11 protein-coding genes, 7 tRNA genes and 1 rRNA gene are annotated in these 15,702 nt (G+C 51.5%); 17 read left to right on the top strand and 2 right to left on the bottom strand.

From position 1 onward, the window contains the following. From NI21_RS0108030 to NI21_RS0108070, 9 genes are all read left to right on the top strand, one after another. Positions 1-90: ribosomal RNA gene (locus NI21_RS0108030) — 23S ribosomal RNA — on the top strand; the annotation flags it as partial. Positions 91-165: 75 nt separating this feature from the next. Continuing rightward, positions 166-239 (top strand) — tRNA-Asp (locus NI21_RS0108035). A gap of 6 nt (positions 240-245) precedes the next feature. Further along, a tRNA-Val gene (locus tag NI21_RS0108040) sits at positions 246-318 on the top strand. Between the two features lie 6 nt (positions 319-324). Continuing rightward, positions 325-406: transfer RNA gene (locus NI21_RS0108045), tRNA-Tyr, on the top strand. A 52-nt stretch (positions 407-458) separates the two neighbouring features. After that, positions 459-531, top strand: a tRNA-Thr gene (locus NI21_RS0108050). A 29-nt stretch (positions 532-560) separates the two neighbouring features. After that, a tRNA-Met gene (locus tag NI21_RS0108055) sits at positions 561-634 on the top strand. Positions 635-638: 4 nt separating this feature from the next. Further along, positions 639-711: transfer RNA gene (locus NI21_RS0108060), tRNA-Phe, on the top strand. A 25-nt stretch (positions 712-736) separates the two neighbouring features. Continuing rightward, a tRNA-Lys gene (locus NI21_RS0108065) sits at positions 737-809 on the top strand. A gap of 85 nt (positions 810-894) precedes the next feature. Then, a complete protein-coding gene (locus NI21_RS0108070) occupies positions 895-2,250 on the top strand; it encodes an MATE family efflux transporter (RefSeq protein ID WP_033125735.1) in 1,356 nt (451 codons plus the stop codon). Between the two features lie 81 nt (positions 2,251-2,331). Here the strand turns inward: NI21_RS0108070 and NI21_RS16740 are convergent, their stop codons facing one another. Together NI21_RS16740 and NI21_RS0108085 are read right to left on the bottom strand one after the other, a co-directional pair. After that, the gene (locus tag NI21_RS16740) at positions 2,332-2,967 is read right to left on the bottom strand and encodes a hypothetical protein (protein WP_147581178.1); all 636 of its coding nucleotides are present in this window, start codon (positions 2,965-2,967) and stop codon (positions 2,332-2,334) included. Between the two features lie 97 nt (positions 2,968-3,064). Beyond that, entirely contained in the window at positions 3,065-4,531 is a 1,467-nt protein-coding gene (locus NI21_RS0108085; RefSeq protein ID WP_033125738.1) for a sodium-dependent transporter, read from the bottom strand. A 176-nt stretch (positions 4,532-4,707) separates the two neighbouring features. On the opposite strand from NI21_RS0108085, the gene NI21_RS0108090 reads away from it, so the two are divergent. From NI21_RS0108090 to NI21_RS0108125, 8 genes are all read left to right on the top strand, one after another. Then, positions 4,708-5,565: a MurR/RpiR family transcriptional regulator gene (locus NI21_RS0108090; protein WP_033125739.1), complete on the top strand. Its 858-nt coding sequence runs from the start codon at positions 4,708-4,710 to the stop codon at positions 5,563-5,565. Between the two features lie 246 nt (positions 5,566-5,811). Further along, a complete protein-coding gene (locus NI21_RS0108095; protein ID WP_033125740.1) occupies positions 5,812-6,852 on the top strand; it encodes a zinc-dependent dehydrogenase in 1,041 nt (346 codons plus the stop codon). Positions 6,853-6,945: 93 nt separating this feature from the next. Continuing rightward, positions 6,946-7,791, top strand: coding sequence for a class I fructose-bisphosphate aldolase (locus NI21_RS0108100; protein ID WP_033125741.1), 846 nt, complete (start codon positions 6,946-6,948; stop codon positions 7,789-7,791). Positions 7,792-7,845: 54 nt separating this feature from the next. Then, positions 7,846-9,396: an FGGY-family carbohydrate kinase gene (locus tag NI21_RS0108105; protein WP_033125742.1), complete on the top strand. Its 1,551-nt coding sequence runs from the start codon at positions 7,846-7,848 to the stop codon at positions 9,394-9,396. Next, positions 9,393-10,358 (top strand): D-2-hydroxyacid dehydrogenase, encoded by a 966-nt coding sequence (locus NI21_RS0108110; RefSeq protein ID WP_033125743.1) that lies wholly within the window; start codon positions 9,393-9,395, stop codon positions 10,356-10,358. The genes NI21_RS0108105 and NI21_RS0108110 overlap by 4 nt, the downstream gene beginning before the upstream one ends. A gap of 14 nt (positions 10,359-10,372) precedes the next feature. Next, positions 10,373-11,689, top strand: coding sequence for a glucose-6-phosphate isomerase (locus NI21_RS0108115; RefSeq protein WP_033125744.1), 1,317 nt, complete (start codon positions 10,373-10,375; stop codon positions 11,687-11,689). A gap of 33 nt (positions 11,690-11,722) precedes the next feature. Next, entirely contained in the window at positions 11,723-12,781 is a 1,059-nt protein-coding gene (locus NI21_RS0108120) for a 2-keto-3-deoxygluconate permease (protein ID WP_033125745.1), read from the top strand. A gap of 386 nt (positions 12,782-13,167) precedes the next feature. Next, positions 13,168-15,702 carry a cation-translocating P-type ATPase gene (locus tag NI21_RS0108125; RefSeq protein ID WP_033125746.1) on the top strand — a complete coding sequence of 845 codons (2,535 nt, stop codon included), beginning with the start codon at positions 13,168-13,170 and terminating at the stop codon, positions 15,700-15,702.

Genomic DNA, 15,702 nt, shown 5'->3' on the forward strand with positions numbered 1-15,702 from the left:
CCCTTGAAGACGACGAGGTAGATAGGGCAGAGGTGGAAGTGTGGTAACACATGGAGCTGACTGTTACTAATCGGTCGAGGGCATAACCAAAGAGGTTCGGGTAGAGAATGGATGGAAGATTTCTTGTATGTGGTTTTGAAGGTACATGGTATCTTCAATATAGATGGCCCAGTGGCTCAGTTGGTTAGAGCGCCGCCCTGTCACGGCGGAGGTCGAGAGTTCGAGTCTCTTCTGGGTCGTTGTATGGGGTCTTAGCTCAGCTGGGAGAGCATCTGCCTTACAAGCAGAGGGTCATAGGTTCGAGCCCTATAGGCCCCATTACATGGATGGATTCCCGAGTGGCCAAAGGGGGCAGACTGTAAATCTGTTGGCAACGCCTTCGAAGGTTCGAATCCTTCTCCATCCATTCAGATGTGAAATACATCTGTTGCCGGTTTTGACCGGACAGCCCATGGCACGCCGATGTGGCTCAATTGGCAGAGCAGCTGATTTGTAATCAGCAGGTTATCGGTTCGAGTCCGATCATCGGCTTTCATTTTCTAAAAATTGTTAAATATTGACGCGGGGTGGAGCAGTCTGGAAGCTCGTCGGGCTCATAACCCGAAGGTCATAGGTTCAAATCCTATCCCCGCAACTATGCCCAGATAGCTCAGTCGGTAGAGCAGAGGACTGAAAATCCTCGTGTCACTGGTTCGATTCCGGTTCTGGGCACTTTCTTTTTCTTAAAATTGTATATGGGCGTGTAGCTCAGGTGGTAGAGCACTTGACTTTTAATCAAGTTGTCCGGGGTTCGAATCCCCGCACGCTCATGGGATGAGAGGAAAAATCAGCACTGCAGATACGCAGTGCTGATTTTTCCTGTATCTGAAATATTTGAGTCAGGGGGAATGTACTATGGCCGACAAAGCCGCATCTGCAACACTTATGACGGACGGTCCTATCTGGAGGCGACTGATCGCATTTGCTATTCCGCTTTTCTGGGGCAATCTCTTTCAGCAGCTCTACAATACAGCGGACTCCGTAATCGTTGGAAATTTTCTTGGAAATAATGCTTTGGCTGCCGTCAGTTCATCCGGAAATCTGATTTTTCTCCTGGTGGGATTTTTTAATGGAATTGCCATCGGTGCGGGCGTAGTTACAGGAAAATATTTTGGGGCTGAGGATGGTGAAAACCTGAGAAAGTCCATCCACACAACGATTGCTTTTGGAGTGGCGTGCGGTATCATTTTGACTATCGTGGGAGTGCTGGCAGCGCCTCGCATTCTTGTGCTCATGGGAACCCCGGATGAAGTGCTGCCCCAGTCTCTAGCCTACTTCCGGGTCTACTTTGCGGGCTCGCTGGCTTTTGTCATGTACAATTTTTTTGTGGGAATCCTGCAGGCTCTGGGGGACAGCAGGCATCCGCTGTTTTTCCTGATCATTTCCTCCTTTACGAATATAGTGCTGGATCTGCTGTTTGTGGGAGGAATGGGAATGGGCGTCTGGTCCGCGGCATTTGCCACGATTCTTTCCCAGTTTCTGAGCGCCTTTCTCTGTCTGCGTCAGCTGATAAAAGGAAATGAGGTGTTCCGGCTGAGGATAAGGGAAATCAGGCCGGATAGGCAGATGTTGAAGCAGATCGTAAAAAACGGAGTTCCGGCGGGGGTGCAGAACTCTATTATTTCAGTGGCAAATGTGTTTGTACAGTCCAACATCAATGCCTTTGGCGCCACGGCAGTGGCGGGATGCGGATCCTATTCCAAGATCGAGGGCTTTGGATTTCTGCCCATCACATGCTTTGCGCTGGCCCTGACTACATTTATCAGTCAAAATCTGGGCGCCAGAGAGTATGAGAGGGCGAAGAAGGGAGCTGTGTTTGGCGCGTTATGCTCCCTCACTATAGCGGAGATTATTGGACTTGCCATCAATCTTCTGGCGCCGGTGCTGATCGGAGCTTTTGGAGGAGGTCCGGAGGCTGTAGGCTATGGCGTCCAGTGGGCGAGGACAGTGACCTGGTTCTATTTTCTGCTGGCTTTCTCGCACTGCATGGCAGGTATCCTGCGGGGGGCGGGCAGGTCTGTGATACCCATGTTTGTCATGATGATCTGCTGGTGTGTGATCCGTGTCAGCTACATCAGTATCGCGGTACGCATCGTTCCTGACATCAGGACCGTGTTCTGGGCTTATCCGCTGACCTGGGCGCTGAGCAGTGTGGTATTCCTTGTTTATTTTCTGAAGTCAGACTGGATCCACGGATTGGAGAAAATGTAACCGACAGGCAGAGATTTACAGAGAAGATATTTATAGAGATAAAAAAACGGGCAGATGTCTGCCCGTTTTTCTGTTCATTCGCTATTCCAATCCAAGCTGTGACTTGCTGGATACGGTGCCGTCCTGGAAGGATACGGAGGCGTTGTCAGAAGCGTTATCTGACGTATTTTCAGTGGTGTCCGAGCGGCTGCCGCTGTCATCAGACGGATCCTTAATTGCCTTTACCACCGCGGCCAGAAAAAGGATTGCAAGGACGATCAGGACAATCCGAAGGCAGCCGCCCTTTTTCTTCTTCTTTTCCGGCTCCTCCATGGTCTCCATAGCCATGGGGGGAGGAGTTTGCTGTCGCGGTGCCTGTTGCCGCGGAGTCTGTTGTCGGGAAGTCCTCGGCTGTGAAGCGCGCTTTTGCGCAGTGGAAGCAGTGCCGCGGGCTTTCTGACCGGTTGTCTGACTGGTTTCCTGATCAGAAGCCTGGCCGTAGTTGTATGGAGACGATGAGTGGATGTCGGAAGGGGAGGGGCGGCGCCTGGCGCTTTGCTTTGCGCCGGCGCGGCTCTCACGGTCCCGGTCCTCAAAATTTCCGAAGCCTTCGTCTGTGTCAGCATTCTTTTCTTCCGGGATGAGCTTGAATTTTTTCCGGCAGTTGTCGCAGAGGCCAAAGCTGGGATCTCTCTGGCTTCTGCGCAGCTCCTGCCCGCATCTTGGACATTTCATCATAATATGTTTTTCCACCTTTCAAAGCGCCGGGAAGTGGCGGTGCATGGATCATCCATTATCCATGGACGATTGATAGCTAATCAATATCGATAAGAAATCAGCGCTGTCCGCGGGATTTCCGGTATACGATCCGGGCCTGCACAAGCAGGTACAGAGGATAGATTAGGCAGAGGGCCGGGAGCAGATAATTTGCCGGGAAGCCCAGCTTCTCAATAAATCCCTGTATCAATATGAAAATAATGATAAGCGGAAGGATATAGGTCAGGTATCCCTTTGTCCATTTTGGCAGCTTCAGCCCCTTTCCGCTGTTTACTTCCTTGTAGTAATTGTCCCATCCCCAGGCGTACCGGCTTGTACAGAACAGAAGGTACAGAAGGGAGCCAAGGGGCAGGAGGGTGTTGGACAGGATAAAGTCCTCCAGATCCTGAACTGTGGAGCCCGCTCCGAAGGGCTGGAAGCCGCTGAGCACATTGAAGCCCAGAGCGCAGGGCAGAGACAGGATCATGATGGCGATAATATTTACGAGAACAGCCTTCTTCCGGGTCCATCCAAAATCCATGGCAAAGGCGATGATATTTTCAAAGACCGCAATGACTGTGGTCAGGGCGGCAAATGCCAGGAACATGAAGAACAGAGCGCCCCACAGGCGTCCTCCGGCCATCTCACTGAAGGTCTGGGGCAGGGTCACGAAGATCAGGCTTGGTCCGCTTCCCGCATCCACGTTGTAGGTAAAGCAGGCCGGGAAGATGACAAGTCCGGACAAAAAGGCTACGGTGGTGTCCAGGATGACTACGTTCAGACTTTCGGAAACGAGAGAGTGCTGTTTATCAATATAGCTTCCGAAGATCGCCAGCGCGCCGATCCCAAGGCTCAGGGTGAAGAAGGACTGCCCCAGGGCAGCGAACAGGATCTCACCGAGAGAATAATTTTCAAGCGCAGTCTTAAAATCCGGTATCAGGTAGAAGGAAAGTCCCTCCTTTGCTCCATCCAGGAAAAAGCTGTGTATCACAAGCACGATCAGGATGATAAACAAAAGTCCCATCATGTACTTGGATATCCTTTCAACGCCGCCCTTGAGTCCACGGGAGCAGATGAGGAATCCGATGACCGTGACAGCCAGCATCCAACCCACCTGCTGGGCGGGATCAGCCAGCAGCTCGCTAAAGGCGTTTCCCACCTGGGCGGTGTCCATGTGGGCCATGGAGCCGGAGGCCATTTTCCAGAAATAGGCCAGCGTCCATCCTCCTACAGTGGTGTAGTACATCATGAGCATGTAGTTGCCGATCAGGGGAATCAGCTTGGTCCAGTGCCATTTTGTTCCGGCAGGCTCCAGAACCTCAAAGGACTTTGCGGCGGACTTCTGGGAGGCCCGTCCCACAGAGAATTCCATTGTCATGATGGGCAGGCCCAGGATGGCAAGGAATATCAGATAGATGATCACAAAGGCAGCTCCCCCGTACTGTCCTGTGATGTAAGGAAAGCGCCATACGTTACCAAGTCCGATGGCGCACCCGGCGCTTATGAGAACAAAGCCAAGCCGGGAGGAAAATTTTTCTCGTTTCATGTAAAAAACCTCAATTTCCACACTCTCATCTACTATATTCTAAGGAAAGAGAGGGGGATTGTCAACCGGGAGGAAATATAGGAATTCGGGGAAATGAAAGGGTTGTAAAAAAATTGCTTTTTTATTAAGATAATAGAAAAGACATCAGAATACAGAGAGAATGAGGTGGGTAAACCATGAACGATAAAAAGGGATGTAAGGAGAGGCTGATCGAAAAGCTGGAGGGGGAGCACACTAAGAAGGCGGAGAGAAAAATCGCCGACTACTTTTTGAAAAATTTCGAAAAGACACTGCACAGCACACTGCTGGAGCTGGCGGAAGAGATAGGCGTCAGCGATGCGTCTATTGTTCGTTTCTGTAAAAGCATCGGCTATGTGGGCTTTCAGGAGTATAAGATCAATGCCGCGCTGGAGAGCGTGCCCGCGCCTAAGCTTTATAATTCCAGTCTGACGGCCCAGGACAGTCCCTCGGAAATATGCAGTAAGATTTTCTCTATAGAAAACTCCGCGCTGCAGCAGACTAGTATGGAGATGAACGTGGAGGTGGTCGAACAGGCTGCGGAAGATATGCTTTCTGCCAGGAAAATCATGATCGTGGGAACCGGGGGAAGCAGTATTGTCGCAAAGGATCTCCAGCACAAGCTCCTGAAGATCGGAGTGTTTTCTCTGGTAAATGAAGATAAGGATCTGCAGCTTATGACGGCTTCGCTTCTTGGAAAGGGGGATGTTCTCCTGGCAATTTCCGCCTCCGGGGGCAACAGGCATACGGCCCGGGTAGTGGAGATTGCCCATGGAAACGGGGCAAGGATCATTACTCTGACAACCAAAGCAAAAAATATTATGGAGGAGCAGGCGGATCTGAGCCTGTACACGGTGAGTGAGAAGACGATCTTTGAGTCAGAGTCCTTCAGCGTGAGACTGGCGCAGCTAGCTGTGCTCGACTGTCTGGTGGCGATCATGGCTTTCCGCAATTATGACAGGTCGCTGGAGGCGATGAGCGCCACTCGGCTCTCCACTTCTTCCGATAAGGAATAGGATATAAAAAGGAAACGCTACATCATAAAAAATGTAGTGTTTCTTTTTTTATATCTAAAAGAAGTAAAAAAACTAAATTCTAAAACAGGGGAAATCAGCAGCAAAATGTAATAAATAGACAAAAACACGGGAAAAACTGAGATATAAAACTGTGCAGATTAGTAAATTTTGAAAATGATGTTGTAAAATTACTACATTTGTGCTAGTATCAATTACAGAAGAAATACATATGTAGGAGGAAGAAACATGAAAGCAGTAGTTTTAAACGGCCCAAATGACTTTACTGCGGTAGAAGATTATCCGAAGCCGCAGATTGGTCCGAGAGATATGCTGTTGGAGATGAAGAGGACAGCAATCTGTGGCACAGATATAAGAATTCTTGAAGGAAAAAAGACAAAGGATGTGCGCTACGGACACATCATCGGGCATGAGATCAGCGGCGTGATCTGTGAAGTGGGGGCAGAGGTCGAGGGATATTCCGTTGGCGACAGAGTCGCTGTGGAGAATGTAATCCCGGACGGCACATGCGCGATGTGCATCAGCGGCCACGACAATGTATGTCTCCACAGACAGGCCATCGGCTACGAGTTTGACGGAGGATTTGCGGAGTATGTATTTATTCCGGAGGTGGCAATCAGGGGCGGAAATGTAGTAAAACTTACTGATAATATTTCCTATGGAGAAGGAGCCCTGATCGAACCTCTCTCCTGCTGTCTGAGAGGGCAGAGAAACGCAGGGGTGAAATTCAACGATGTAGTTGTGATCGTTGGGGCAGGTCCTATCGGACTGATGCATACCCTGCTGGCAAAGGCAGCAGGCGCCCGGAAGGTCATCGTCAGTGAGCTGAATGAGTTCCGCCGCGGCAAGGCTCTTGAGTGCGGAGCGGATATCGTTGTAGACTCGGCAAATGAAGATTTAAAGGGAATCGTGATGAGTGAGACAAACGGCGTGGGAGCGGACGTTGTCATTGTCGCTATCGGCATCCCGGCTCTGGTCAATCCAAGCATCGAGCTTGTCAGAAAGAATGGAAGCATCTGCCTGTTCGCCGGATTTACAAAAGGTGTGAAAGCAGAAATTGATCCGAACCTGATCCACTACGGTGAGATTAAGATGTGCGGCTCCAGCGCCTACAGGCGCCAGGACTACCAGGAGGCGGCCCAGATGGTCATGAGCGGAGCGGTAGATATGAAGCCGATCATCACAAACGTATTTAAAATAGAAGATTTCCAGAAGGCCTACGAAGCTGTAAAGAGCGGAGCGGACCTGAAGGTGGAGATCGAACCATAAATGAACGGTAGCCAAAAAGCTTGCCAACCCGGAACTATATCCGGAAGCCATAAAATGTAAATAATAGATATAAGAAAAAGGAGTGTATGAACAATGGCAATGATGGGAAAAGAAGTAAGACTTGCGAGACTTGTAAATCCGAAGAGCAATAAAATGATGGCGATCACAGTGGATCACGCAATTTCAAGGGGAATTGCACCGATGACTGGTATTCACGATATCCAGGGAGCTATTGACAAGATTGTTGCCGGAAGACCGGACGCTATGACAATGACAAAGGGAATTCAGGAGAGATGCTGGGGACCTCACGTTGGATCCGGAATTTCCGTACTGCAGAAAATCTCCAACTATTCCCCGACAGCTCCGACAAATGATATCGTTTTCGGATCTGTGGACGCTGCTATCAGAATGGGCGCTGACGCTGTATCTATGGGAGCTATGACACTGGGCGATTTCCAGAACGAGCAGTTCGAGCGTATCGGCGAGGTGTCTGACTATTGCGACAAGATGGGTATGCCTCTGATCGGACATGTTTATCCAAAGGGAGAGAGCGTTCCGGTTGACAAGAGAACCGCATGGGAGAATATCGCTTACTGTGTGAGAAGCGCCTGCGAGCTTGGAATGGATGTTGTGAAGACAACCTATACAGGAGACCCTGACAGCATGGCCAAAGTAATCGCCTGCGTGCCCTCCTCCTTCCGCGTGGTGATCCAGGGCGGCGATGCCTGCAAGACACTGGATGATTACCTTCAGATGACTCGTGACGCCATGGACTGCGGAGTAGGTGGAGTTACAATGGGACGTTTTGTATGGGATTACAAGGATGTAACAGCCCTTGTCATCGCCCTGAGATATATGATCCATGAGGGGTACAGCGTAAAAGAGGCAAAAGAGCTGCTGGCACAGCTTGAGAACGATAAGAACTACGATCAGTTTTAATTAGACACAATCAATTTTAAGTTTTAAAGGAAAATTTTACAGGCGGGATGTTGTATGGAAAAAGAATATTTACTCGGCGTCGATGTGGGAACGACCAGTATCAAAGTGGCGATTATCGACAAAGATGCCAATCTGCTGGGAATCAGCAGCAGTTCTTACCGTCTGATCACGCCAAAACCGGACTATGTGCAGATTGACACGGAGGACATGTGGGAAGCCTATCTGAAGTGTATGAGACTTCTGTTCGAGGGAAAGGGGATCGATCCTGGAAAGATCGCCGGAATAGGAATCTCAAGCCTTTGTCCGGGGCTGGCCGCGTTTGGCGAAGACGGGGAGATCCTTGTAGATCCTATTATTTATTCCGACAGGAGAAGCACAAAGGAGGCTGAGATCATCCTGGATGCAGTGGGGGAAAAGAAGCTGTTTGAGATCACAGCCAACAAGTGTATGTCCGGAGCCCATTCGGGAACCTCCATGCTCTGGATCAAGAGAAATCTGCCGGATATCTACGAGAAGACAAAATACTTTGGCCATGTCAATACGGTCATGGCCCAGAAAATGACAGGAAACTATGCCATTGATTACTCCAACGCCTCCTACACCAATCTGTTTGAGACGGCGAAGGGGCACGATGGCCAGTGGTCGGATTACCTCTGCGAAAGGATAGGAATCCCAAAAGAGAAGCTGCCGCCGCTGATGGACTCCGCGGATGTAGTGGGCGGTCTTATCAACAAGGAGATGATCAGGATGGGGATTCCGGAGGGAACGCCCGTCGTGATCGGCGGAGCCGATACACCCTGCGCCACTCTTGCGGCCGGGGTAAAGGCAAACGGGGATGCCTGCGAGTCTGTGGGGACCACGGATGTCCTGACGATCTGCGTGGATAAGCCGAATTTTGACGAGAGCTTTATCAACCGCTGTCACGTGGTGAGAGGCACCTGGATCTACCAGGGGGCCATGTCCTACACGGGGGCTGCCTACCAGTGGTTCAGGGATAAATTCTGCAGTGATATGAACGAGAGGGCAGCAGGCAGTAATCGGAATGCGTTTATGCTGATGAATGAGGAGGCTGCCCAGTCGGAGCCGGGAGCGGGAGGGGTTGTATTCCTTCCCTACATGCAGGGAGAGAGAAGCCCGGTGTGGGATTCCTACGCAAGAGGCGTGTTTTTCGGCGTGTCCCTGCGAAGCTCCAGAAAGGATTTTAACCGTGCCGTTATGGAAGGCTGCGGTTATGGCCTTCGTCAGCTCTGTGAGATCGCGGAGCGGGTGACCGGCCACAGGATGACAGGATTTTCCTCCATAGGAGGCGGAGCAAAGAGCGAGCTGTGGGCTCATATCAAGGCGGATATCACAGGAAAGGATATTGAAATCCTGGATATGAACGACACGGCGCCGGTGGGAGCAGCTCTGCTGGCCGGAGTGGGAGCCGGAATATACAAGGATGCGGTGGAGGCGTCTGACAAGGTGAAAAAGGCCGTTTACAAGGTGATCAAAAGCAGTGACGAGAACAAGGACGCCTATGAAAAGGGATACCAGGTCTACACACATCTGTATCCGAGAATAAAGGATCTTTACAGGATCAATCAAGGGAGTTTTGTTGAATGAAAATAGTAGTATTAGACGGATATACAGAAAATCCCGGCGATCTGAGCTGGGATAAGCTGAAGGAGTTTGGTGATCTGACTGTATATGACAGGACTCCGGTGGACGATGAGGAGGAGATCATCAGAAGGATCGGTGACGCGGAGGTTGTATTTACCAACAAGACACCTGTCTCCAGGAAGGTCATCGACGCCTGTCCGAACATGCGCATGATCAGTATGCTGGCCACAGGCTACAATGTTGTAGATTATACATACGCAAAGGAAAAGGGGATACCGGTCACAAACGTGCCCACATACGGGACAGCCTCAGTGGGACAGTTCGCCATCGCGCTGCTGCTCGAGATCTGCCACCATATTGGTCATCACGACAGGACCGTGCATGAGGGAAAATGGGAAAACTGCGAAGACTGGTGCTACTGGGACTATCCCCTGATCGAGCTGGATGGCAAGACCATGGGAGTCATTGGATTTGGGCGTATTGGCCAGACTACCGGCAGGCTGGCAAAGGCGCTGGGGATGCGGGTACTCGCCTACGACTCTTACCCGAACGAGGCGGGAAAACAGATCGCGGAGTATGTGGATCTGGACACGCTGCTGGCACAGTCGGATGTGATCGCGCTCCACTGTCCGCTCTTCCCGGATACCGAGGGGATCATCAATAAAGAAAACATTGCCAAAATGAAGGACGGAGTCATCCTGATCAACAATTCCCGGGGCCCGCTGGTCGTAGAGCAGGATCTTGCGGACGCCCTGAATACAGGAAAGGTTGCCGCGGCGGGACTGGACGTTGTCTCCACAGAGCCCATCAGAGGGGACAATCCGCTTTTGAAGGCGAAAAACTGCATCATTACGCCTCACATTTCCTGGGCGCCGAAGGAGAGCAGACAGAGGATCATGGACTGCGCGTATGACAATCTGAAGGCGTATGCGGAGGGAAAACCGGTCAACGTGGTCAACAGTTAGAAGGAGCGAGTGTCATGAAGGAACAAATACAGTTTGTGGATGAGGGAGTCAGGGACTGGATCTCTGACGAAGAATTTAAAAATTTCCAGGCCACTGCGGAGGCGGCGAAAGAGCGCCTCATGAAACGGGAGGGAGCGGGAAACGACTTCCTTGGGTGGATGGATCTTCCGGAACAATATGATAGAGATGAGCTGCGCAGGATCAAAGAGGCGGCCAGGAAAATCCAAAATGATTCCAGGGTGCTTCTGGTCATCGGCATCGGCGGTTCTTATCTGGGAGCCAGGGCAGCCATTGAGTTTTTACACCACAGCTTTTACAACAGCCTCTCCGACGACGAGAGGACGACACCGAAAATCTATTTCTGCGGAAATTCCAATTCCTCCAAATACCTGGCGGATCTGATGGACATTCTTGGCGATCAGGATTTCTCCATCAATGTGATCTCGAAATCAGGGACAACCGCAGAGTCCGCGGTAGCCTTCCGCATCTTTAAAAAGAAGCTGGAGGAAAAATACGGGAAGGAGGAGGCGGCCAAAAGGGTCTACGCCACCACCGACAGACAGCGCGGAGCGCTGAAAAAGATGGCTGACAAGGAAGGGTACACCTGTTTTGTCATTCCGGACGACGTGGGAGGCAGATACTCTGTGCTGACCGCAGTGGGGCTTCTTCCCATCGCCGTGTCGGGGGCCGATGTGGATGCGCTTCTTGAGGGGGCGGCAGACATGAGAAGGCGGGTCATGGAAGCTTCCTATGAAGAAAATCCTTCTGTGCGGTATGCGGCCTGCCGCAATATCCTTCTCAGAAAGGGAAAGGCCGTGGAGGTGCTGGCCAACTATGAGACGAGCCTTCACTATGTATCTGAGTGGTGGAAGCAGCTGTACGGGGAAAGCGAAGGAAAGAACCAGAGAGGCCTCTTCCCGGCAGCAGTGGATCTGACCACAGATCTTCACTCCATGGGACAGTACATGCAGGACGGGGCAAGGATCCTGATCGAGACTGTGATGAATGTGGAGGAATCCCCCCGCACGGTGGAGATCCCCGCTGAGGAGGAGGATCTGGACGGACTGAACTATCTGGCCCATAAGACGGTAGATTTTGTCAACAAAGCGGCAATGGAAGGAACCATCGCGGCACATGAGGAGGGCGGTGTCCCCATCATGCGCATAGACCTTCCCAGACAGGACGAATATACACTGGGACAGCTGTTCTACTTTTTCTGGTTTGCCTGCGGAGTGAGCGGCTATATAGGAGCCATCAACCCCTTCGACCAGCCGGGGGTAGAGAGCTATAAGAGAAATATGTTTGCGATACTTGGCAAGCCTCAGAAATAGTCTGGAATTATTTGTTTTAAAGGAGGAGAGAAAATGAAAGAAAATAACAACGCTGTTCAGGAGAACAGGCCAAAGGATCTGGATCTGCTGAACAAGATGAAGAACCTGCCCGGAGGACTGATCATTGTACCTCTGCTGATCGCCGTACTGCTGGCCACGTTCTGCCCCCAGGTATTTGAGATTGGCGGCTATGTGACAGCCCTGTTCTATGAAGGAAATTCCTGTATGATGGGATTTTTCCTGATTGTCTGCGGATCTGCCATCAATGTAAAGCAGGTTGGTATGCCTCTCTACAAGGGCGTGACACTGACAGCCACCAAATTCCTTCTCGGCGTGGTCATCGGTATGCTGGTGAGCGCCATCTGCGGACCGGAAGGATTCCTTGGGATCGCCCCCTTCGTGTGGATCGCGACCATCACGAACTCAAACGGATCCCTGTACATCTCCCTGTCCTCTCAGTTCGGTAACGCGACGGACACAGGAGCCATCTCCATCCTGTCCCTGAACGATGGGCCGTTCTTCACCCTGGTAGCCCTGGGCGCGACAGGACTTGCATCCATCCCCTTTAATTCATTTGTCGCAGTGCTTGTTCCGCTGCTCATTGGTTTCATCTGGGGCAACCTGGACGCAGGCTTCAGAAAGGCCTGTGCGACAGCACAGCCGATCGTCACCTTCTTCATGACGATCCCCATCGGAGCGCAGACAGATATTAACACCATCGTGACCGCCGGAGCGGCCGGTATCATCCTTGGCCTTGTATCCGCGGCAACAGCAGTGATCTTCTTCTTCACAAACAACATTCTTCTTCCGAAGAAGGAGAGAAACGCCATGGGAGCTGCCATCGGTACGACAGCCCTGAACTCTGCCATGACACCTGCGGCAGTAGGTGAGGCGGATCCGTCCATGGCTCAGTACGTGGACATGGCCACAGCACAGTGCGCCACAGCATCTGTTGTCACCCTGTTCCTCTGCCCGTTCATCACAGCGTTCTTTGACAAGCTGATGCAGAAGAAGCAGCTTGGCATCTACTCACCGGAGGGGTGGGCGCGCTACAAGGTTGACCCCAGCGTGCCGGCACCCGCTGAGATGTAGGCGAACAAGGTACATAATATATAAAGAAGTAAACAGGCGGACATGCCTCCAGGGAGCGATCCCCGGATGTGTGTCCGCCTCTCTTTTCGAGGCGCGTTTTCGTATAGCGGATACATTTTCTGGAAAAAATAATGGTTGACACAAGGGAAAATATCGTTTATATTTGTTTTTGTAAATAAAAGGGAGTAACTGGCATGCAGGCCGGAGGTGGCCGCATGTTTGCGATATCGTCAATACGATGAGCACTCATCCGTATCGTAATGAAACAGTGAGACTTTTATTGCATAACAGATCGTATGCAATAAAAGTCTCTTTTTATTTCGCTTCCTTTTATATAAATACCTTTTACTGCAGACAGAAATGCAAATGAAGAGAGGAGAAATGCTATGTTAACAAGCGAACAGGCCAGACAAAACCAGGAAAAATATGGTTTTAACGAGCTGGTGGAAGGGAAGAAGAAGAGCACGCTGCAGATCTTTCTGGAGCAGTATAAAGACTTCCTTGTCATTATACTGATCATCGCGGCGATTGTGTCCGGATTTCTGGGAGATTTTGAGAGCGCCATCGTTATCCTTGTCGTTATCACCATGAATGCGATCCTGGGGACAGTGCAGACCTTAAAGGCAGAGCAGTCCCTGGACAGCTTAAAGCAGATGTCAGCGCCGGAGGCAAAGGTCATCCGTGACGGCGTGCTGAAACAGATCCCGTCCCGGGAGGTCACCATCGGTGACCGGGTGATCCTGGAGGCAGGAGACTGCGTGCCGGCAGACGGAAAGCTGGTGGAATGTGCCAGCCTGAAGGTGGACGAGAGCGCGCTGACAGGAGAGAGCTTATCAGTTGAGAAATCCCTGGACGAGGTGCCTGAGGGAGCGGCCCTGGGCGACCAGACAAACCGGGTGTTCTCAGGAAGCTTTGTAACCTACGGGCGGGCAGCCTACGAGGTCACCGGCATCGGTATGGGCACTGAGGTGGGCAAGATTGCCAGCCTTCTGAAAAATACATCTGAGAAGAGAACCCCCCTCCAGGTAAATCTGGACGATTTCGGAAAGAAGCTTTCCATATTGATCATTATTTTCTGCGCGATCCTGTTCGGCATCAGCATTTTCAGAGGAGACCAGCCGGGAGACGCCTTCCTCTTTGCGGTTGCCCTTGCAGTGGCAGCGATCCCGGAGGCTTTGAGCTCTATCGTGACCATCGTGCTTTCCTTCGGTACACAGAAGATGGCCAAGGAGCACGCCATCATCCGCAAGCTCCAGGCAGTGGAGGGACTGGGAAGCGTGTCCATCGTCTGTTCCGATAAGACGGGTACACTGACACAGAACAAGATGACAGTGGAGGACTACTATGTAGACGGAAAGAGAATTCCGGCGGCTCAGATCGATCTGAATGATCCCAACCAGGAGAGACTGCTGAACTTCAGCATCCTCTGCAATGACTCCACAAACACAGACGGACAGGAGATCGGAGATCCCACAGAGACAGCCCTCATCAACCTGGGAAGCAAGCTGGGAAGAGAGGCCCTGGAGGTTCGGGATCTGTATGAGAGAAAGTCGGAGATCCCATTTGACAGCGACAGGAAGCTTATGTCCACAGCGCACATCCTTGACGGAAAGCACACCATGGTGGTCAAGGGAGCCGTGGATGTCCTTCTCACAAGGATGACACATATCCGTCTCGGCGAGACAGCTGAGCCCATGACAAAGGAGAGAAAGGCACAGATCGAGGCGCAGAACATGGAGTTCTCCAGAGATGGTCTCCGGGTGCTCGCATTTGCATATAAAGAGATAGAGGAAGACAGAGATATCGCCCTTGAGGATGAGAACGACCTCACCTTCCTTGGCCTTGTGGCCATGATGGATCCGCCGAGGGAGGAGTCCAAGGCGGCTGTCGAGGAGTGTATCCAGGCCGGCATTAAGCCTATCATGATCACAGGAGACCACAAGGTGACAGCGGCGGCCATCGCAAAGCGCATCGGCATCCTGAAGGATGAGTCTGAGGCCTGCGAGGGCGCGGTGATCGAGGACATGACAGACGAGGAGCTGCAGGAGTTTGTTCCGAAGATTTCTGTGTATGCCCGGGTGTCACCGGAGCACAAGATCCGCATTGTCCGGGCATGGCAGGACAGAGGGAACATCGTTGCCATGACAGGAGACGGAGTCAACGACGCGCCGGCTCTGAAGCAGGCGGATATCGGCGTGGCCATGGGTATCACGGGAACCGAGGTCTCCAAGGACGCGGCGGCCATGGTGCTGACAGACGACAACTTTGCTACTATTGTCAAAGCAGTGGAGAACGGACGAAACCTGTACAGGAACATCAAATTTTCCATCCAGTTCCTGCTCTCCGGAAACTTTGGAGCTATCCTCACCGTGCTTTTTGCATCCATCATGGGGCTCCCGGTTCCATTTGCACCGGTACACCTTCTGTTCATCAACCTTCTGACCGACAGCCTTCCGGCTATTGCCCTGGGACTTGAGCCCCACTCCAAGGATGTCATGTCAGAGAAGCCGAGGCCGATTAATGAGTCTATTCTGACAAAGGACTATCTGCTCCGCATCGGAACGGAGGGACTGTGCATCGGCGCTATGACGACCATCGCGTTTCTGATCGGTCTGAATGAGAGCGGTAGCCTCCTGGCAAGCACGATGGCCTTCGGCACACTTTGTACATCCAGGCTGGTACATGGATTTAACTGTAAATCCAACAAGCCTGTCATATTTACAAACAGATTTTTCAACAATATTTACCTGATCGGCGCATTTGTACTTGGACTTCTCCTGATCACGGGCGTTCTCATGATCCCCGGACTTCACAACCTGTTCAGTGTACAGACGCTGGATGGAGCACATCTCCTGATCGTGTACGGACTTGCGCTTCTCAACCTGCCGATCATCCAGCTCTTAAAGAAATTGAGGAAATAA

Source organism: Eubacterium sp. ER2 (assembly GCF_000765215.1).
GTDB lineage: Bacteria > Bacillota > Clostridia > Lachnospirales > Lachnospiraceae > Claveliimonas > Claveliimonas intestinigallinarum.

Bases quoted from the DNA above. Each gene is read 5' to 3' on its own strand.
- NI21_RS0108070 (WP_033125735.1), top strand. From the start codon at position 895: ATGGCCGACAAAGCCGCATCTGCAACACTTATGACGGACGGTCCTATC.
- NI21_RS16740 (WP_147581178.1), bottom strand. From the start codon at position 2,967: ATGATGAAATGTCCAAGATGCGGGCAGGAGCTGCGCAGAAGCCAGAGA.
- NI21_RS0108085 (WP_033125738.1), bottom strand. From the start codon at position 4,531: ATGAAACGAGAAAAATTTTCCTCCCGGCTTGGCTTTGTTCTCATAAGC.
- NI21_RS0108090 (WP_033125739.1), top strand. From the start codon at position 4,708: ATGAACGATAAAAAGGGATGTAAGGAGAGGCTGATCGAAAAGCTGGAG.
- NI21_RS0108095 (WP_033125740.1), top strand. From the start codon at position 5,812: ATGAAAGCAGTAGTTTTAAACGGCCCAAATGACTTTACTGCGGTAGAA.
- NI21_RS0108100 (WP_033125741.1), top strand. From the start codon at position 6,946: ATGGCAATGATGGGAAAAGAAGTAAGACTTGCGAGACTTGTAAATCCG.
- NI21_RS0108105 (WP_033125742.1), top strand. From the start codon at position 7,846: ATGGAAAAAGAATATTTACTCGGCGTCGATGTGGGAACGACCAGTATC.
- NI21_RS0108110 (WP_033125743.1), top strand. From the start codon at position 9,393: ATGAAAATAGTAGTATTAGACGGATATACAGAAAATCCCGGCGATCTG.
- NI21_RS0108115 (WP_033125744.1), top strand. From the start codon at position 10,373: ATGAAGGAACAAATACAGTTTGTGGATGAGGGAGTCAGGGACTGGATC.
- NI21_RS0108120 (WP_033125745.1), top strand. From the start codon at position 11,723: ATGAAAGAAAATAACAACGCTGTTCAGGAGAACAGGCCAAAGGATCTG.
- NI21_RS0108125 (WP_033125746.1), top strand. From the start codon at position 13,168: ATGTTAACAAGCGAACAGGCCAGACAAAACCAGGAAAAATATGGTTTT.